Genomic DNA, 17,270 nt, shown 5'->3' on the forward strand with positions numbered 1-17,270 from the left:
GCGTCCCTTGCAACCCGGTGGTCCCTGCCGTGCGTACAGGTCCCGTACGTCGCACATCGAAACACACCGCAGGGGGATCATTATGACCAGCACCAGAGCCAAGTCCTCCCATTCCCCCTCTCCCCGTGGGGACTTCACGGCCTACGCCAACGAAGCCTGGCCCCGCCTCCTGCGCACCGCTCGCCTCCTCACCGGCGACGTGGACGAGGCGGCCGACCTGGCACGGGCGGCGCTGGCTCAGACGTACGCACGCAGACGGAGGGTGCCGAGGGACGACGCCGACTTCTATGTGCGGCGGACCTTGGTACGGCTGCACGGCCGCCGCCGTTCGCCCCGAGGCCGACGCCGACTCACGGCGCTCGGGCGTGCGTTGGCGGACCTGCCCTTCCGGCAGCGGGTCGTGCTCGTGCTGCGCCACGGCGACGGACTCGCCGAGTCGGAGATCGCCGAGGTGCTGGGCTGCTCGCAGGGCGCGGTGACGTCGTACGCGCGGCGGGGACTGGCCGCCCTGAGTACACGCTCTCTCCCGGAGGTTCGCCGATGAACCGCACCGAGGCACGCCAAGTCGACCTGCGACGCATCGAATTGAGCGAGGCGTTCGCGGCCGAGGTGCGTGATCTGGTGCCGTCGCCGCTCCCGCTGGCGCGGATCGAGCGCGAGGGGCGTGCGTGGAGAAGGCGGCGGCGGGTCCGGTGGCTGACGGCAGTCGCTCTCCTGCTCGGGGGGATCACCTACGTCGTCGTACCGCGCGTGACCGCGAGGACCGCCTCCGGAGCACCGACGCCCTCCGCCGGGGCGGCGAAGGTACGGGTCGTTGCGGCCGGCGAGCACGTACGCCCCTTGCACGACGAGGAGTTGTGGCTGACGAAGGAGGGAGAGCACTGGTCGTCGGCGCCGGGGCTGGTCCTGGCGCCCCCAGGACGCGCCGGGGGCAGGGCCGCGGTGACCATGACGGTGGTGGGTACGGGCAACCGCTATCTCATGACCGGCACCTACCGGGGGCAGACGCCCGCGGCCCGCGTGACCTTGCGCACACCGTTCGGCACGACGTCCGGCACACTGCTGACACTCGCGGGCAGCCCCGGCTGGAGCGCGTGGTACGCGACCGGCGAACTCCCCAAGGACGGACACCAGTTGCTGGATGCGCGGGTGACGATCCACGACGCACGGGGCGCGGTCCTGGCACAGGGCGGGGTGGCCCGGTGAGCAGCACGACGGGCGTACCCCATGAGATCCACGAGAAGCCCGTACGCCATCGTCGCCGGGTCACCTTCCGCGTCCGCACCCGGCGCCGCCGCGCCCGCTGGATCCGGCGCGCGCTCATCGCCGTACTGGTCCTCCTCCTGGCCCTGTGCACCGCGGTCGTCGTCGCCTATCAGCTGACGGTCATCCCCGCCCCGCATCCGGAGACGGTCATCCAGAGCACGGTGTTCCTGGACGCGAGCGGGCAGTATCTGGGCCGGCGCGGCCCGGTGGACCGGCAGGACGTGCCCCTGTCCCAGGTGCCGCGCGAGGTGCAGGACGCGGTGATCGCGGCGGAGAACCGCTCCTTCCGCACGGACTCGGGCGTCTCACCGACCGCGATCGCGCGGGCCGCCTGGTCCACGCTCAGCGGCGCGGAACGGCAGGGCGGCTCGACGATCACGCAGCAGTACGTGAAGAACGCGCTGCTCACCCCCGAGCAGTCGCTGTCCCGCAAGGCGCGCGAGGCGCTGATCGCCCTCAAGCTGGACCGCACCCGCTCCAAGGACGTGATCCTCAAGGGGTACCTGAACACCGTGTACTTCGGCCGGGGGGCGGCCGGCATCGAGTCGGCGGCCCGCAACTACTTCGGCGTCGACGCGAAGGACCTGGACCTCTCCCAGGGCGCGGCCCTGGCGGCGATCATCAACCTGCCGTCGTACTACGAACGAGTCGGTGCGGACGCGAAGGTGACGGCGACGTTGCAGAAGCGGTGGGCGTGGGTCCTGGACGGCATGCGCGCGGCGGGCGCGATCACGGCCGAGGAGCGGGCGTCGGCCGCCTTTCCGGCGTTCCGGTTCTATCCGCCGGGCGACACGGACGGGCAGCGCCAGTACCTGATCGACGCGGCGTCGGCCGAGGCGGCCGCCCGGCTGGGCATCACCCAGGACCAGTTGGCGCGGGGCGGTTACACGGTCCGTACGACGTTCGACATCGAGGCACAGGACGACACCGCCCAGCAGGTGGTCCAGGCTCCGCCGGCCGCCAAGAGGACACGCCTGCACACGGCCGTCGTCGCGATGGTCCCGGGCGACGGCGCGATCCGCGTCCTCTACGGCGGCGCGAACTACGCCAGGCAGCCTTTCAACGACGCCGTCGCCGGGGCGGTGGAGGCGGGCAGCGCCCTCGCTCCGCTACGCGCCACCAAGCCCGGCGCGGCCGCGGTCTCCTCCCTCGTCAGGACGCCGACCCCGACCCCGCTGCAGTTGGCCTCGGCGTACGCGACGGCTTCGGCACAGGGGACGTACGCGAAGCCGTACACGGTCACGAGGATCACCCGCGGCGGCCGCACCCTCTACACGGCCCACCGCGAGACCCGCGACCTCCTGCCCGCGGTCGGCGTCCATCCGGCCGCCACGGGCATGACCGGCTACACCGGCACCGCGGGCTCCGGCGCCACCACCACTCGCACCCTCTGGCGCACCGAGTCGGACCCCCAACTGTCCGTCACCGTGGCCCTGTTCGCGGAACACCCGGCGAAGGGGAAACGAGCAGCGACCCCTGCCCACCTGTCCGACGCATCGGCGGCGAAGCAGTTCGCGACGGGGGTGGCGGAGCGGGTGCGGGAGAAGGTGACAGGCAGATGAGGGGGAGTTCGATCCCGGTGGCCGGGTCCTGCGGAGCCACCGTGGCCAGGGCGCCGAACCGACCCGGCTGCCGCCGCACGATCGCGGCCGGCGCATCGTTGAACCCCCGGGCCCAAGGCACCACGTCGGCGGCGGGACAGGACTGGACCCCGGACGGATTGAGACTGGAGGAGCTCGCCGCCGCGGCAGCCCGGGCCCCTGGCACGTGCGCCAGCTCGACGACGAGTCCGCCATGAGCCTCGTCGCCATCAGCGCCATCCCCGACACGGGGAACGGCGAACGCCGACCCCACTTCGACCAGCACAAGATCGTCGCTGCCGAGATCCGACGCCTCCTCGAACCCAGGGATCCGGAACCAGGGGAAGGCTGACCGACAGCGCTGATCAGCAGGAATCGACACTTGCTCCCCCGTCTCACGCTGGACCGAGCCGCACTCCTCCGCGTGGCCCCTGAAGCCACAATGCCCGAGACCGACTTGACAGTCGACGTCGACGATCTGCTCCGCCACCGACCAACGTCGAGGCCCCCGGCGCTGTGAAGTACGCAGACCATCCAGGCACACACTCCACAGGGCCCCATCGCCGCTGGGAGCACCCTGGGCCGCACGCTGCCCCAAGCCACGCCGCCGGCCTGCCATCTGTGGTGCACCTTGACCGGGTCAAGCTGCACCACAGCCCCTTCAAAGTGCACTGGTCCCCGAGCGGTCCCCAAGAATGATCAAGGGGCCGTTTCAGATCTCCTCTGAAACGGCCCCTGATCTGCGACTTCGTAAAGTCGGGACGACAGGATTTGAACCTGCGACCCCTTGACCCCCAGTCAAGTGCGCTACCAAGCTGCGCCACGTCCCGGTGCGCTTTCCGCGGTGAGCCGCAAAATCGCGCAGGTCAACCTTACCGTACGTACACCGGTGTTCGGGCCGGGCCCGGTGGCCGACCCGGCAGTCCGGGCCGGCCCCCCGCGTCAGGCGCGGGTGCCGGATGCGGCGGCTTCCGGCTCGATGGGTGTCGGGTCGGCGGTGGGGGCCGGACCGGTGAGGCGGGCCGTGCGCGCCGTCGGGACCAGCAGGGCCGCCAGAGCTGCGGCCAGGCACAGCACCGCCAGCAGGGCGAAGCCGTGGGTGTAGCCGGAGGCGTACGGCAGCCCCGAGGGCTGGAGGCGGCCGGTGACGAGGACACTGGTGACGGCGGCGCCGATCGAACCGCCGATGGTGCGGATGTTGGCGTTCATACCGGTCGCGGCGCCGGTCTGGGAGGCCGGGACGCTGCCGACGATCAGGTTGGCCATGGAGGCGAAGGCCAGTCCGATGCCGAGGCCGAACACGCCCGATACCAGGGCGACTTGCCACTGCGCCGAGTGCCAGAGGGCCAGCATGCCCAGGGCGAGGGCGCCGAGCGCGGCACCGGTGGTCAGGAGGGACTTCGCGCCCACCACCGGTTCCAGACGGCCGCTCAGGATGCCGGAGAGGAACATCGCCACCAGCATCGGCAGCATCAGCAGGCCGGAGGCGGTAACGCTCGCACCGAAGCCGTACCCCGCGGCGGCGGGCGTCTGGACGAACGCGGGCAGGAAGGACCACAGCGCGTACATCCCCGCACCGAAGAGCAGGGCGGCGGTGTTGGTGGTCCACACGGCCGGCAGCCGCATCACGCGCAGGTCGATCAGCGGGGTGCGGGAGCGGGCCTCGGACAGCAGCCACAGGGCGAGCAGGGCGACGGCAGCGGCGAACAAGCCGATCACCTTGGCCGAGCCCCAGCCCCACTTGCTCGCCTGGCTCAGCGGCAGCAGCAGGGCCACCAGCCAGGCCGAGAGCAGTCCGGCGCCCAGCCAACTGACCTTGCCCTCGGCCCGGTTGGGCGACTCGGGCACGTAGCGAAGGGCGATGAGCACGGTGACCGCGACGACGGCGACGGGGATCCAGAACAGCCAGCGGTAGTCCAGCGCGGACACGATGGGTCCGGCCGCGACGATGCCGACACCGCCGCCCGCGGCGATCACCGCGGACAGGTTGCTGATGCTGCCGCTGACCTGGGACGGGGCGAACTCGTCGCGGATGATGCCGAAGGAGAGCGGGAAGAGCGCGCCGCCGACGCCCTGGACGACCCGGGCGACGATCAGGACGCCGATGTTCGGGGCGAGCGCGGCGAGCAGACAGCCGAGCAGCACCACGAACAGAACGGTGACCAGGGTGCGCTTCTTGCCGATCAGATCGCCGACGCGGCCGAGGATCGGGGTGAAGACGGAGGCGGACAGCAGATAGGCCGTCATCACCCAGGTCGCGGTGGACTGGGAGGTGTGCAGCGCGTGCTGGACGGTCGGCAGGGCCGGCGCGATCAGCGACTGCAGCATGGCGAACACACCGGCGCCGGTCGCGAGGACCGCGAAGGTGAGACGGGTGGACTTGCGGGGCATGGAGGGCCTCTCCGAACGAGCGGGGTGCGGCCGAGGTTCTCGGGCCACGGTCGTGCGGACCCGGAGCGCCGGTGGGCGGGTTCGGGCACGCCGACGGCCGCGGTGAGCGGTCGCGGAAAGGTGGTGGACGTACCCTCCACTGGTAAAGTGGAGGCGTACCTCCACTCTAACGGAGGCACCCCTCCGCTTCAAGTACCGGAGGTAATCCTCCGTATCGAACCAGCTCTGGAGGCACCCGTGACGTTCCCCGTGGGCGAGATCGTGGCGTCCCGGCGGCCGCACCGTAAGGACGCCGCCCGCAACTACGACGCCCTGCTGGACGCGGCCCGCGAGGCGTTCGCGGAGCACGGCTCCGATGCCTCCCTGGAGGACATCGCGCGTCGCGCGGGCGTGGGCATCGGCACGCTCTACCGCAATTTTCCGACCCGCCGGGATCTGTTCGAGAGCGTCTACGCGAGCGACGTCAACGAACTGTGCCGGGTCGCGCAGGAGGTCGCCGGGCTGGAGCCGTGGGAGGCACTGACGGCCTGGCTGCGCCGGTTCGCGGGGTACATGGTGACCAAGCGGGCCGTCCGTGAGGCCCTCAACGACGAGTCCGAGATCTTCCAGGCCTGCCGGGAGTCGATGTACGCGGCGGGCGGGCCACTGTTCGAGCGGGCCCAGGCTGCGGGCGAGGCGCGGGGGGACATGGACTTCGTCGACCTGCTGCGGATGGTGGCCGGCATCACGGCCACCGCCTTCGACGACGACGCCCAGCGCGATCGCGTCATGGCGATCGCACTGGACGGGGTGCGCACCACCGTCCGTTGACGCCGCCGGTGCCGCTCCCCCGCTCTACCGCCCGTGTTCGCGCAGCGGCCCGACCGACAGGCCCCGCTCCTCACAGGTGTCGAGGATGCGGGGCAGCGCGCCGAGGGCCGAGCGCCAGGCGCCGGGAGCCGAGGTGCAGTCGGAGTCGTGCAGCAGGATCGTGCCGCCGCCGTCCAGGTCGCGGGTGACCGTGCGGTGGACCGAGTCCGGGGTGGCACGTGCGGTCCAGTCCTCGCCCCAGGCCGTCCACAGCACCGGGGTGAGGCCGAGGCGGCGGGCGGCGAGGTGGGCGCCGGTGGACATCACGCCGTAGGGCGGCCGGAAGAGCGTCGGGGTACGGCCGGTGAGGGCGCCGACCGTGTCGCGGGCGCGGGCGAAATCGTCGTACGTGGCGCGCGGGCCGCGCAGCAGCAGCGGGCGGTGGAGCCAGCCGTGGATGCCGATCTCGTGCCCGGCGGCGGCGATCTCGCGGACCAGGCCGGGCGAGCGGCGCGCCTGGCAGCCGAGGAGGAAGAAGGTGGCGGTGACCTTGCGTTCCTCCAGGGCCCGCAGAAAGAACGGGGTGGACAGCGGGTCGGGCCCGTCGTCGAAGGTCAGCGCGACGTGATCGGCGCGGCCCCGGCCGGCGAGGCGGGGCATGACGCGGTTGCGCAGCGGACCGAAGGTGGACAGCACCGGGGCCGCGTGCGCGGCGGCGAGTACGGGAACGGCGACCCGGGCGGCCGTACGGAGCAGACGTGTGGCACTCACGAGCGGTGACCCTCCGGGTGGTGAGCGCCCGCGTGCGGCGGGTCGTCGAGGTCGAGCCTGCGGCCGATGGCATGCATGACACCTTTGCCCGTGTCCGTGGTGGCGACCGCGGTGCCGACTGCGCACACCCAGACGGCGGAGGCTGCGGCGGCAGTGGCGGCAAGACGACGTACGGCCGGACGGGTCCGAGGCCCGTCGGCCGCACGGGCCCCGGTCTCACCTACGACGGAAGGCCCGACACCCGGACCGTCCCCGCGTGCAGCAGGCGACACAACGGCCGGATCGGCACCCGTCGTCCGCACGCCGGACGACTCAACGGCCGAACCGGCTCCCGTCCCGCCGCCGACGGAAGGGCCGGCTGCTCCACGGGCTCCCGTTCCGCGTCCGACGGGTCGGGCAAGGGCGAGCGGGGCGCGGGCGCCGCAGGAGCGGGCTATTGCGTCCGCGGGGCCCCGGCCGGCTGCGGCGAACAGAGCGAGTCCTGCCTCGCGTTGGAGCAGGCCGCGAGCGCCGTCGATCAAATCGCAGAGGACTGGCTTGAGTTGAGCCCGGTCCTGGATCCAGGCGGCGACGCCCGCCTCGTCCAGCGCGGCCGCGTTGGCCGGTCCATGGCCCGGTATGCAGCGGTAGCTGGCGACGGGCAGGCCGGCGGCGAAGGCCTCCAGCGAGGTCAGTCCGCCGGCGTTCTGGACGAGCACGTCGGCGGCGCGCATCAGGCCGGGCATGTCGTCGACCCAGCCGTAGGCGTGCTCGATGCCGTCCTCCCGCAGCTGCCGGGCCAGCGCCTCGTTGCGGCCGCAGACCACGACCGGCACGGCCGCGCCGCAGTCCCGCAGCTCCAGGGCCATCTGCCGGACCGGCCCGACACCCCAGGAACCGGCGACCAGCAGGGCGAGCGGGGCGGCGGCGGGCAGCCCGAACCGGGCCCGGGCGGCGGCGCGTTCGGCCGTCCGCGCGGGCCGGAAGCGCGGGTCCACGACCGGTCCGGCCACCCGGACGTCGTGCGCGCCGAGGGCCCGGGCCTGTGCGGCGGGCACGGCGTGGGCGGCGAGGTGGACGTCCACGCCGTCGGCCACCCACAGCGGGTGCACCGAGAAGTCGGTGAGGTAGGTGAACACCGGCACGTCGAGCCGGCCGGCCAGCCGCAGCCTGCCCAGCACCCGGCTGGCCCCGGGGTAGGTGGACACGACGGCGCCGGTGTCCGCGGGGAGGGCACGCAGCATCCGGTCCTCGGCGGTGCGCAGCAGGGCACGGGCCAGCGGGCCGCCGCCACCGGCGCGCTCGGTGCTGTCGTAGACGCGCTGGTAGATCCAGGGCGCCCGGACGAGCATCCGGTGGTAGCCGTCACGGACGGCCCGGCCGATCCGGGCGGGCAGCAGGTCGAGCAGGTCGTACCGGTCGACGGGGACACCGGCCGCCTGGAGCCGGCGGTGCAGCTCGCGCGCGGCACCGTCGTGGCCCGCCCCGATGCTTGCGGAGACGATCACGACGCGTTCGGCCGGTGCCGTACTGCGGGGCGTCGTCGCGGGTCGCGTTCTCAGGGCGGCGGCCGCAAGGGCGCGCAGATGCACCGTACTTCCGAGGTGGGGCATGAGCTGGTTCCTCCGCAGGTGGAGTGAGGCGGCGAAACTCTACAACATGTAGTAGGTAAACTCGTACAAGTTGTAGTAGCAATCCTGGGAGGTCGGCCCGAAGGTCGGTTCCGGGAGGCCGACCCATGTCCTACATGTCGTAGTGGACGGGCGGATAGGCTGTGCCACCGAGCGACGAAAGACGGTGAGGTGAACAGTGCACGACCGGGAGGGCGAGGCATCCGGCAGGCGGGCGCGCGGTGAGCTGGAGAGCGGGGTGCTCGCCACCCTGTGGGGAGCCGAGGAGCCGCTGACCGCACGCCAGGTCCGGGACCGGCTGCCCGGCGATCTCGCCTACACGACCGTGCTGACGATCCTGTCGCGGCTGTACGACAAGGGCATGCTCGTCCGGCACCGGGCAGGCCGCGGCTACGCCTACGCACCCGCCCGTGACGAGGCCACCCACACCGCCGATCAGATGCACGCACTCCTCGAGCACGGTTCCGACCGCGAGGCGGTGCTCAGCCGCTTCGTCTCCGAACTGTCCGAGGAGGACGAGCAGTTGCTGCACCGGCTGCTGTCCGACCAGGACAGCGGGCAGGACCCCGGCCGCGCCGGCAAGGAGCCGTGAGCCGGTGCGGATCAGCGTCTACGTCCCCCTCCTGGTCACCGTCGTCCTCGCGGTGCTCGTCCCCGGTCCGGCACGGCGGCTGGCTCCGCGTCCGGCGGCCTGGGCGCTGGCCTGTGCCGCTCTGGTGACGGCGCTGGGCTGGCTGGGGTCGCTGGCCCTGCTGGCGTTCGCCGGGTTCGCACGCATCCCCGAGGTCGCCGCGGAGGGCCGCTGGTCGGTGTCGGCACTGAGCGCCGAGGACCCGGTGTACCTCACCGTCGCGACGGCCGCGGCCCTCGCCCTGGCCGCTTCCTGCGCCGGACTCGGGGTGGCCGCCGTACGCCAGGCGCGGCATCTGAACTGGGCCCGCCGGGAGTGCCGGCGGCTGTCGGGCGACACCGAACTGGCCGTTCTGGACGACCCGTCACCGGCCGCCTTCGCCCTGCCCGGCGCACCCGGGCGGATCGTGGTCTCCCGCGGCATGCTGCGCTGCCTCGGCGACGGCGAACGCGAGGCGCTGCTGGCCCATGAGCGGGCGCATCTGCGCGGCAGACACCACCTCTTCCAGACCCTGTGGCGGCTCACCGCGGCCGTCAGCCCGCTGCTGCGCCCGCTCGCCGCGACGGGCGGTTTCATCCTGGAACGCTGGGCCGACGAGGAGGCCGCCGCACAGGTCGGCGACCGGCGGATCGTCGCACGCTCGGTCGGCCGCGCCGCCCTCGCCTCCGCGGCGCACCCGCCCCGCGCGACCATGCTGGCGGCGGCCGGGGGCGCCGTACCGCAGCGGGTACGCGCACTGCTCGCGCCCCCTCCGCCACGACGGGCGCTGCCGTTCGTCGGGGGTGCGTTGCTGCTGGCGGTGTGCTGCACCAGCCTGGCGAACGCCGCGTCCGACAGCGAGGACATGATCGAGAGCGCGCAACGGGCGGCGTGCGCGGCAGAGGTGAAGACGGCGGGGCCAGCCGGCCGGCCGGTGGGGCAGCTCGGGCACGGGCATGAGCGGTGTTGCCCGCATGACGGGCGGCGCGGGCACTGATCGCTCGGCGGTCAGGTGGAGAGACCCGGTCCGGCGATGTAGCGGATACGGCGGTCGGTGTGGTTCCGGTCGGTGACGTCGGTGCTGTCGACGTACTGGTCGATCGCACCGACCGGGGGCAGTGCGCGCAGGGCGGGATCGCCGATCGAGGCGATCAGGGCATCGGTGAAGCGGTGGGCGTCCAGGACCAGGAACGGCCTGGTGTGGAAGTGGCGGACCTTCACGTCGAGAGGTTCGGTCAGCCCGAGGCTGTTGTGCATGCCTGCGGCCCGCTCGTACGCCGGTGACAGGTACTGCTCGCGTTCCTGCCAGCTGCGGGCCGCCAACGCGCCCGCCAGGAGCGGGGTGAGTTCCGCGGCGCAGGGCAGTGCGGCGAACGCGCTGCCCAGCCACTTGCTGTAGGGCGGATAGACCCGGTGCATCAGCAGGCACAGCTTCATCAGATCACGGACCTGCCGGGCGGCGACCACTGCGGAGCCCAGGTCGTCACCCACCTCTCCACACCGCCCGACGAACGGTTCTTCCTGGGACAGGCGCATCCACTGGCAGGCCAGCACATAGCGCCACACGTCATCGGGGTACCAGGCCAGAGCGGCGCGGTAGGACTCGAGCAGGCCGAGGCCGTCGTGGAAGACCGCGCCGCCGGTCAGTTCCCGCAGCAGTTGCGTCGGAGTCATGAGCCACTCGCGCGCCGACAGTCCCTGGGCCGGGTCGGCGCCGAGCTGCTCGGTGAAGAAGACCCGCAGATCGCTGACGTGCACCCAGTGCCGGGCCGGGGCGCCGTCCGGAAAGGAGAACCGAACCGGGTAGCCGCGGAACTCCTCCGGAAGCCGCCGGTCGAGCTCCGCATCCAGGTGCTGCGCCCGGGCCCGGAAGTCCTCATCGGCGAGGAACACCTCCAGGCGCGGCCCCCAGGCGTGGTCGGTGGAGCGCACAGTGTCGAAACCCTGCACCTCGGAGCCGTAACCGAGCAGCGCCGCCGAGTACGCCACGCCGTGCAGCGCGGTGTCCAGGACCGGGGCGACGACCTCCCTGTGGAACAGCTCGGCCAGCACGAGACCGGGAAGAAAGCGACGCGTCACGCCCGCCACCCTGACAGAACCGCATGACGGCCGGCCAACGGTTATCAGGGACCTCGCCCCGGCTCGAACCGCACGGGCCCCTGGTGCGGCGGCTGCAGCGCCCGCGTCGTGCCGCCGGGCACGTCGCAACGGCGGACGGCGGGGCCGCGCCTGCCGCCGTCGCTCACTGGGCCGCGCGTGCAGGCCGCCCGCGCTGGTCGAGGCACACGCCGCGTACCTGGCCGTACTCCCGGAGCACCCCGCCGGCAGGACTTCCCTCCGGCTTCTGGGCCAGGTCAGTCCTGCGGCGAGAGGACGATCGGGACACGCCGGATGGTCGTCGGCACCGCCTTTGGAGGCGCAGTCGAGGTCATCGGGGACCGCCATGGCGGACGGTCCTTTCCGGTGCGGAAATCCGGCACCCCTCGGACGGAGCCGGCGCGAGGTTCTCGACACGACCTCGAGCCCGGTCGCCGAACGGTGGCGCGCCGGCGTCAGCGGGCGGAGCCTTTGCGCAGGACCTTGTCGACGGCGACCGTGACGACGACCAGGGTCCCGGTGGCGACGTCCTGGTAGAGGCTGTCGATGCCCGCCTGGGTGAGGCCGGAGCGGAGCACGGTGACGATGAGTGTCCCGATGAGCGTGCCGGCGACGCTTCCCCGGCCGCCGAAGAGGCTGGTCCCGCCGATGACGACCGCCGTGATGCTCTCCAGATTCGCCGTCTGGTAGGAGTTCGGGTCGGCGTTGGGGATGCGGCCGAGGGCCTGCCAGGCGGCGATGCCGTAGAGGAAGCCGGCCGTGACGTAGACCGACAGGACCGTGCGCCGCACGTTGATGCCGGTCAGGCGGGCGGACTCGGGGGCGTTGCCGACGGCGTAGAGGTGCCGGCCCCAGGCCGTCTTGGCGAGCCCGTACCAGAAGAACGCGTACAGACCCACGAGCAGGAACGTCCCCCAGGTGACGAGGACCCTGCCGACATGGACGCCGTTGCCCCAGAAGACGAGCAGATCGTCGGTGACCGGGTAACTGCGGGAGTCGGAGTAGAGCCTGGCCACGGCGTAGATGACGGTCAGCGCGCCCAGCGTCACGATGAAGGGGGGCAGGCCCAGACGCGCCACGAGCAGGCCGTTGACCAGCCCGAGGACGGTGGCCGTGAGCAGGCCGAGCAGCAGCGCCCCCGCGGGGCCGTGCCCCTCGAAGACGAGCTTGGCCATGACGAGCGTGCCGAGGACCGCGATGGCCCCGTTCGCGAGGTCGATGCCCGCCGTGAGGATGATCAGCGTCTGGCCCAGTGCCAGCGTGCCGGTCACGATGGACTGCTGCAGCACCAGGGCGAGGTTCTCGGGCGTCAGGAACGTGTCCGTCACGAGCGAGAAGACCAGTACGGCGACGGCCAGGGCCACGAGGGGGCCGACGATCGGTGTGCGCAGGGCGTACCGCAGCGCGTCCCGCAGCGCGGTGCCCGGCTCGCCGTCGGCGGCGGCACTGGTGGTCACGGGAGATCTCATGATCCGTTACTGATCCCTTCGCCCGGGCGGCGCCCGGAGGTCACCCCCAGCAGTGCCGGAGTCCCCAGCCCGTGTCGCGGGACGCCAGCCCCCGCACCGGCTTGTCGGTGATGAGTTGCGTGCCGGTGTCCGTGAAGCCGGACGGTTTCCTCCCGTGCCGTGCGAAGTCGGTGACCGCGGCCACGCCCAGGTCGGCCATCCTGACCGGGAACTGCATGACGGTGGCCGCGTACTTGCCGGACCTGACGTCGCGCACGCCCGCGCATCCGCCGTCGATGGAGCCGACGGTCACCCGCCCGGCCAGACCGCGTGCCGCGAGGGCCGTGTAGGCGCCGTCGGCCACCGGTTCGTTGATGGTGTAGACCGAGTTCACGTCGCTCGTGCGCTGCAGCAGGTTCTCCATCGCGGTCTGCCCTCGGTTGCGGTCGCCGTTGGTGATCGCCCGTCCGCGGATCGCCGGTGAGTCGTCCTTGATCCCGAAGCCGCTGAGGAAGCCGTCGTGGCGCTGCTGGCTCACCGTGGACCCCTCCGTGCCGTCGAGCATGAACAGCTTGGGGGCCCGGTGGCCGAGCACGGCCCTGACATAGGCGCCCTGGAGGCGTCCGGCCTGGAAGTTGTCGGTCGCGTACGTGGCCACCGCCGCGTTCTCCGGGTCCGTCGCGGTGTCCAGCGCGATCACCAGGATGCCCTGCCGGCGGGCCTCGGCGATGGCACCCAGGATCCCCGTCGTGTTCGACGGTGTGATCATGATGCCCCGCACATGGCGGGCGATGAGGCTCTCCACCGCGTTGACCTGGCCCTCGTTGTCGCCGTCGAACTTGCCGGACAGGGCGATGAGCTCGGCGTGGTCCTTCTTCGCGGCAGCCTGGGCCGCCTCGCGCAGAGCCACGAAGAACGGATTGGTCTCGGTCTTGGTCACCAGACCGATGGTGACCTTCCCCGTTCCCTGGCCACCCGTGGAGGCCTGATGTCCGCCACAGGCCGCGGCGCCGAGCAGGAGCGTTCCCACCAGGAGGAGCGTCGGCCCCGCTCGCGAACTCCGTGGCCGACCGCGCCTGCGGACGGTGCAGTGGTGTGCCATCGGTGACACCCTCCTCCGGCCGGGTCCGACGTTGTGGAAGCCTCGCGATCTACACCACGTGCCCAGTTTGTTCATACATATCGCACTGTGTCGCTTCAGTCTCCTCTTCGAGCGGGCGCGGCTGGACGCGCCGTTCGGACGGGTTCGTGCGTTCCGCATTGCATACGTCCGGACAGGGACGAAAGATGGTGATCGGAACAGGGAGCCCGGGGCCGTGCGGCGTCACCGCGGTCGCGCGGAGAAGGTGAGGTTCGCGTGACTGGGCCGCCGCTGCTCGCGCTGCACGGGATCTCCAAGCGGTTCGGCGCCGTCCAGGCCCTCAAGGACGTGGACCTGGAGGTCCACGAGGGCCAGGTCGTCGCCCTTCTGGGTGACAACGGTGCCGGCAAGTCCACTCTGATCAAGGTCATCTCGGGGGTGGATCCCCCCGACAAGGGCGTCATCGAGTGGGAAGGGCGGGCCGTCCAGATCAGGACTCCCCGGATCGCCCAGCGTCTGGGCATCGCGACGGTCTATCAGGACCTGGCACTGTGCGACGAGCTCGATGTCGCCGCGAACCTCTTCCTGGGCCGGGAGCGGCGGTGCTCCGGTGCGCGGGGCCGCCTCTTCCGGTCGATGGACGACAGCGGGATGCGCAGGGAGGCGCGCGGGCAGCTCGACACACTGGGCATCCGCGTCCCCGACCTGCGTGCTCCGGTGGCTTCACTGTCCGCGGGCCAGCGGCAGTCCGTCGCGATCTCCCGCGCGCTCCTCGGCCGACCGAAGGCCGTGCTCCTGGACGAGCCCACCGCGGCGCTCGGCATCGCACAGGCCGGCCACGTCCTCGACCTCGTCGAGGAGCTCCGCGAGCAGGGCATCGGAGTGATCCTCATCAGTCACAACCTGGGAGACGTCAAGGCGGTCGCGGACGAGGCAGCGGTACTGCGGCTCGGCAGCAACAACGGCTTCTTCCATGTGCCGACCTCCCCCCAGGACCGGATCTTCGCCGCCATCGTCGGTGCCACGAGCAACTCCTGACGCTCTCTCACCCGGCCTCCGCCGCCACGCGGACCCGACGGAATCGAGCTGATGATCATCCTGCTATCGTGCGCCGATGTCATCGGTCAAGCAGTTCCAGGTCACCTTCGACTGTGCGGAACCTGAGCGCGTCGCTCGCTTCTGGTGCGAGGTTCTGGGGTACGTCGTACCGCCGCCGCCCGAGGGGTTCGCCACTTGGGACGATTTCGACCGCTCGCTGCCGCCCGAGCGTCAGGGTGCGTCGTTTGTCTGCATGGATCCCACAGGGGTCGGCCCGCGCATGTACTTCCAGCGCGTCCCCGAGGACAAGGTCGTCAAGAATCGCGTGCACCTCTGTGTGCGAGCCGGTACCGGCCTCGTGGGCGAAGAGCGCCTCACCACCCTCGAGGCCGAGTGCGCACGACTGGTCGCGCTCGGTGCGACGCGCGTGCGTCTGCTGCGCGCCGATGGTGTCGACGAGTCGTGCATCGTGATGCAGGACATCGAGGGCAACGAGTTCTGTCTCGACTGAGTGGCCGTCTGGCGTCTGCCAGGCGGCGGCTAGCCAGTCCCGCTCTGCAGGACGCGGCGGGCCGCTTCGGCCTCTGCTGCCGGGGGTGACAGTTCGTCGAGGGTGTCGAGTTCGTCGTCCGCTTGGAGTTCCTGCTCCCAGGCCGCCGCCAGGCGCTCTTGCTCCTGGCGCGGCTTGGCGCCGACGGCCTCGCGCTGCTCGGGGCCCAGGGCTGCCAGGAATCGTCCGACCGGGTCCGTGCGCATACGGTGCTCCTTGCCGCGGGAAGAGATGCCACCTGTTCCAGCATGACTGAACGTTCCCCCGTCGGCCGCCCGACAGTGCTCATGGGAGGCGAGGGGCCGACGTGCCGTGCTGCACGGTGATGCCGGGTGCCCGCCACCGCCTGCCCTTGGGGTCACGGCCCAGCGGCCCCCGGCGCACCTCGTCCAGCACGCGGTCGCCGTCCACGTCCGCATACGGCGTCCGCCCGTCCGGCGGCGCCCCCGGCGCCGAGGAAAGAGGCGGGACCGGCCGCGAAGATCATGAACTGCAGCGGGATCATCGCACCTCCGCAACCCGTACGACCGCCAGCGTGATGTTGTCGGGCCCGCCCGCCGCGATCGCGGCCTTCCACAGCTCGAAGGCAGCCCGGCCGTCGTCGTGGTCTCTGAGCAGCTCCTCGATGACGTCCGTCGTCAGCGGGTCGGTCAGGCCGTCCGTGCAGACGAGGTAGCGGTCGCCGGGTGAGAGGGGCGCCGTCGTCACATGGGGGCTGATGGCCCGGTAGTCAGGGCTGCCGCCCAGGCACTGGGTGACCAGGGACGTGGTGCGCCGGCCGGGGGCGAGCGGTGGGCTGTCGTCGGTGCTCAGCTGGCGCAGGCCGTCTCGGGAGGCGGTGAGGACCCGGCTGTCGCCCACGTTGAAGATCAGCAGCGAGCCGGGTCGTACGACGATGCCGGCCACCGTCGTTCCCATGGCGGTGAGCTCGCTGCCCTCTGCCGCGGCCTGGTACACGGCACGGTTGCAGGCGTTCAGGGCGGCGCGGACGGCGTCCTCGTCGTCCAGGGCAGGGCCGATGGACGCGACCCTGCGGGCGACCAGGGCGCTGGCCACGTCGCCGCCGGGATGTCCGCCGAGCCCGTCGGCGACCGCGACGACCAGGGGCGTCCCGAGGGGGAAGACCAGCGTCTGCGGGCTCTCGGTCACGGTGGCGCACAGGGTCCACGGTCCGACGACGAGGCTGTCCTCGTTCCGCTCGCGCAGCAGCCCGGGGTGGCTCACCGCGCTCACCGCGACGTACGGCATGGAGCGTCACCGCCTTCCCGCACCAGACGCGCCAGGACGCACCACTGGAGAGCTCGCTCCCGCTGCAAGTCTAGGAGCGATTGGGTGTTTCTGCTGGTCAGCAGTCCTCTCCGCCCGTCCGCCGCTCATGCTCCCAGGTAGCGCAGTACCGCCAGCACCCGCCGGTTCGCGTCCTCCGAGGCCGCGAGGCCCAGCTTGCCGAAGACGGCGGCCACATGTTTCTCCACCGTGCCGGCCGACACCACGAGAGTCTGCGCGATCGCGGCGTTCGACCTGCCCTGTGCCATCAGCGCCAGCACCTCACGCTCGCGTGCCGTCAGTGTTTCGAGGTCCTCGCCCCGGCGGCCGGCGCCGGCGAGCTGCGTGACGACCTCCGGGTCGAGGGCGGTCCCGCCAGCCGATACGCGGGCCAGTGCGTCGGTGAACTCGGCCACGTTCGCGACCCGGTCCTTGAGCAGGTAGCCGACACCGGCCGAACCCTCGGCCAGCAGTCTCGTCGCGTACTTCGTCTCGATGTACTGCGAGAACAGCAGCACCCCGGTGCCGGGATGCTCCCGCCGGATGTCGATGGCGGCGCGCAGGCCCTCATCCGTGTGGCTGGGCGGCATACGGATGTCGACGACGCCGACGTCCGGCCGGTGCTCGGCGACGGCCGCCCGCAGACCTTCGGCGTCGCCCACGGCCGCGCACACCTCGTGGCCGCGCTCGGTGAGCATCTGGGCCAGCAACTCCCGCAGTACGGCGGCGTCCTCGGCGATCACGACACGCATACCGGAATGCTCCCTCATCTC

18 protein-coding genes and 1 tRNA gene are annotated in these 17,270 nt (G+C 71.9%); 9 read left to right on the top strand and 10 right to left on the bottom strand.

All coding sequences use genetic code 11. The features are described 5' to 3' along the window. Positions 1–82: 82 nt before the first annotated feature. From ACFY1U_RS12360 to ACFY1U_RS12375, 4 genes are all read left to right on the top strand, one after another. Positions 83–544, top strand: coding sequence for a sigma factor-like helix-turn-helix DNA-binding protein (locus ACFY1U_RS12360; RefSeq protein WP_390694064.1), 462 nt, complete (start codon positions 83–85; stop codon positions 542–544). Beyond that, positions 541–1,206: a hypothetical protein gene (locus tag ACFY1U_RS12365; protein ID WP_390694065.1), complete on the top strand. Its 666-nt coding sequence runs from the start codon at positions 541–543 to the stop codon at positions 1,204–1,206. The genes ACFY1U_RS12360 and ACFY1U_RS12365 overlap by 4 nt, the downstream gene beginning before the upstream one ends. Beyond that, positions 1,203–2,828: a transglycosylase domain-containing protein gene (locus ACFY1U_RS12370; protein ID WP_390694066.1), complete on the top strand. Its 1,626-nt coding sequence runs from the start codon at positions 1,203–1,205 to the stop codon at positions 2,826–2,828. Before ACFY1U_RS12365 ends, ACFY1U_RS12370 begins: the two co-directional genes overlap by 4 nt. Positions 2,829–3,060: 232 nt before the next feature. Then, on the top strand, positions 3,061–3,198 hold the full coding sequence (locus tag ACFY1U_RS12375) for a hypothetical protein (RefSeq protein ID WP_390694067.1): 138 nt from the start codon (positions 3,061–3,063) through the stop codon (positions 3,196–3,198). A gap of 404 nt (positions 3,199–3,602) precedes the next feature. Here ACFY1U_RS12375 and ACFY1U_RS12380 read toward each other — a convergent pair. Both ACFY1U_RS12380 and ACFY1U_RS12385 read right to left on the bottom strand, forming a co-directional pair. Then, a tRNA-Pro gene (locus ACFY1U_RS12380) sits at positions 3,603–3,676 on the bottom strand. A 112-nt stretch (positions 3,677–3,788) separates the two neighbouring features. Beyond that, positions 3,789–5,237: an MFS transporter gene (locus ACFY1U_RS12385; RefSeq protein ID WP_390694068.1), complete on the bottom strand. Its 1,449-nt coding sequence runs from the start codon at positions 5,235–5,237 to the stop codon at positions 3,789–3,791. A gap of 237 nt (positions 5,238–5,474) precedes the next feature. Here ACFY1U_RS12385 and ACFY1U_RS12390 point away from each other — a divergent pair, with 237 nt between their 5' ends. Beyond that, entirely contained in the window at positions 5,475–6,047 is a 573-nt protein-coding gene (locus tag ACFY1U_RS12390; protein WP_390694069.1) for a TetR/AcrR family transcriptional regulator, read from the top strand. A 24-nt stretch (positions 6,048–6,071) separates the two neighbouring features. On the opposite strand, the gene ACFY1U_RS12395 is transcribed toward ACFY1U_RS12390, so the two are convergent. Continuing rightward, a complete protein-coding gene (locus ACFY1U_RS12395; RefSeq protein WP_390694071.1) occupies positions 6,072–6,797 on the bottom strand; it encodes a polysaccharide deacetylase family protein in 726 nt (241 codons plus the stop codon). Beyond that, positions 6,794–8,389 carry a UDP-N-acetylglucosamine--N-acetylglucosamine transferase gene (locus ACFY1U_RS12400; RefSeq protein WP_390694072.1) on the bottom strand — a complete coding sequence of 532 codons (1,596 nt, stop codon included), beginning with the start codon at positions 8,387–8,389 and terminating at the stop codon, positions 6,794–6,796. The genes ACFY1U_RS12395 and ACFY1U_RS12400 overlap by 4 nt, the downstream gene beginning before the upstream one ends. Before the next feature lie 196 nt (positions 8,390–8,585). Here ACFY1U_RS12400 and ACFY1U_RS12405 point away from each other — a divergent pair, with 196 nt between their 5' ends. Together ACFY1U_RS12405 and ACFY1U_RS12410 are read left to right on the top strand one after the other, a co-directional pair. Next, a complete protein-coding gene (locus tag ACFY1U_RS12405) occupies positions 8,586–8,999 on the top strand; it encodes a BlaI/MecI/CopY family transcriptional regulator (protein ID WP_390694073.1) in 414 nt (137 codons plus the stop codon). 4 nt (positions 9,000–9,003) lie between these two features. Further along, entirely contained in the window at positions 9,004–10,014 is a 1,011-nt protein-coding gene (locus ACFY1U_RS12410; protein WP_390694074.1) for a M56 family metallopeptidase, read from the top strand. 11 nt (positions 10,015–10,025) lie between these two features. On the opposite strand, the gene ACFY1U_RS12415 is transcribed toward ACFY1U_RS12410, so the two are convergent. From ACFY1U_RS12415 to ACFY1U_RS12425, 3 genes are all read right to left on the bottom strand, one after another. Beyond that, positions 10,026–11,105, bottom strand: a complete 1,080-nt coding sequence (locus ACFY1U_RS12415) for a DUF4037 domain-containing protein (protein WP_390694075.1) — start codon at positions 11,103–11,105, stop codon at positions 10,026–10,028. A gap of 464 nt (positions 11,106–11,569) precedes the next feature. After that, complete coding sequence (locus ACFY1U_RS12420; protein ID WP_390694076.1) at positions 11,570–12,571, bottom strand: ABC transporter permease; 1,002 nt, start codon at positions 12,569–12,571, stop codon at positions 11,570–11,572. A 52-nt stretch (positions 12,572–12,623) separates the two neighbouring features. Next, positions 12,624–13,592, bottom strand: a complete 969-nt coding sequence (locus tag ACFY1U_RS12425) for a substrate-binding domain-containing protein (protein ID WP_390694077.1) — start codon at positions 13,590–13,592, stop codon at positions 12,624–12,626. Positions 13,593–13,919: 327 nt separating this feature from the next. Between ACFY1U_RS12425 and ACFY1U_RS12430 the strand changes: the two genes are divergently transcribed. Continuing rightward, a complete protein-coding gene (locus tag ACFY1U_RS12430) occupies positions 13,920–14,681 on the top strand; it encodes an ATP-binding cassette domain-containing protein (RefSeq protein ID WP_390694078.1) in 762 nt (253 codons plus the stop codon). Positions 14,682–14,757: 76 nt separating this feature from the next. Continuing rightward, positions 14,758–15,192: a VOC family protein gene (locus ACFY1U_RS12435; protein ID WP_390694079.1), complete on the top strand. Its 435-nt coding sequence runs from the start codon at positions 14,758–14,760 to the stop codon at positions 15,190–15,192. A 29-nt stretch (positions 15,193–15,221) separates the two neighbouring features. Here the strand turns inward: ACFY1U_RS12435 and ACFY1U_RS12440 are convergent, their stop codons facing one another. The 3 genes from ACFY1U_RS12440 to ACFY1U_RS12450 form a co-directional block, all read right to left on the bottom strand. Then, entirely contained in the window at positions 15,222–15,437 is a 216-nt protein-coding gene (locus ACFY1U_RS12440) for a hypothetical protein (RefSeq protein ID WP_390694080.1), read from the bottom strand. 295 nt (positions 15,438–15,732) lie between these two features. Further along, positions 15,733–16,479, bottom strand: a complete 747-nt coding sequence (locus tag ACFY1U_RS12445; protein ID WP_390694081.1) for a PP2C family protein-serine/threonine phosphatase — start codon at positions 16,477–16,479, stop codon at positions 15,733–15,735. A 125-nt stretch (positions 16,480–16,604) separates the two neighbouring features. After that, positions 16,605–17,249, bottom strand: coding sequence for a LuxR C-terminal-related transcriptional regulator (locus tag ACFY1U_RS12450; protein ID WP_390694082.1), 645 nt, complete (start codon positions 17,247–17,249; stop codon positions 16,605–16,607). Positions 17,250–17,270 lie beyond the last annotated feature (21 nt).

Source organism: Streptomyces sp. NPDC001351, assembly GCF_042896045.1.
Classification (GTDB): Bacteria; Actinomycetota; Actinomycetes; order Streptomycetales; family Streptomycetaceae; genus Streptomyces.

Excerpts from the sequence above, each read along its gene's own strand:
- ACFY1U_RS12360 (WP_390694064.1), top strand. The coding sequence starts at position 83 with ATGACCAGCACCAGAGCCAAGTCCTCCCATTCCCCCTCTCCCCGTGGG.
- ACFY1U_RS12365 (WP_390694065.1), top strand. The coding sequence starts at position 541 with ATGAACCGCACCGAGGCACGCCAAGTCGACCTGCGACGCATCGAATTG.
- ACFY1U_RS12375 (WP_390694067.1), top strand. The coding sequence starts at position 3,061 with ATGAGCCTCGTCGCCATCAGCGCCATCCCCGACACGGGGAACGGCGAA.
- ACFY1U_RS12385 (WP_390694068.1), bottom strand. The coding sequence starts at position 5,237 with ATGCCCCGCAAGTCCACCCGTCTCACCTTCGCGGTCCTCGCGACCGGC.
- ACFY1U_RS12400 (WP_390694072.1), bottom strand. The coding sequence starts at position 8,389 with ATGCCCCACCTCGGAAGTACGGTGCATCTGCGCGCCCTTGCGGCCGCC.
- ACFY1U_RS12435 (WP_390694079.1), top strand. The coding sequence starts at position 14,758 with ATGTCATCGGTCAAGCAGTTCCAGGTCACCTTCGACTGTGCGGAACCT.
- ACFY1U_RS12440 (WP_390694080.1), bottom strand. The coding sequence starts at position 15,437 with ATGCGCACGGACCCGGTCGGACGATTCCTGGCAGCCCTGGGCCCCGAG.
- ACFY1U_RS12445 (WP_390694081.1), bottom strand. The coding sequence starts at position 16,479 with ATGCCGTACGTCGCGGTGAGCGCGGTGAGCCACCCCGGGCTGCTGCGC.
- ACFY1U_RS12450 (WP_390694082.1), bottom strand. The coding sequence starts at position 17,249 with ATGCGTGTCGTGATCGCCGAGGACGCCGCCGTACTGCGGGAGTTGCTG.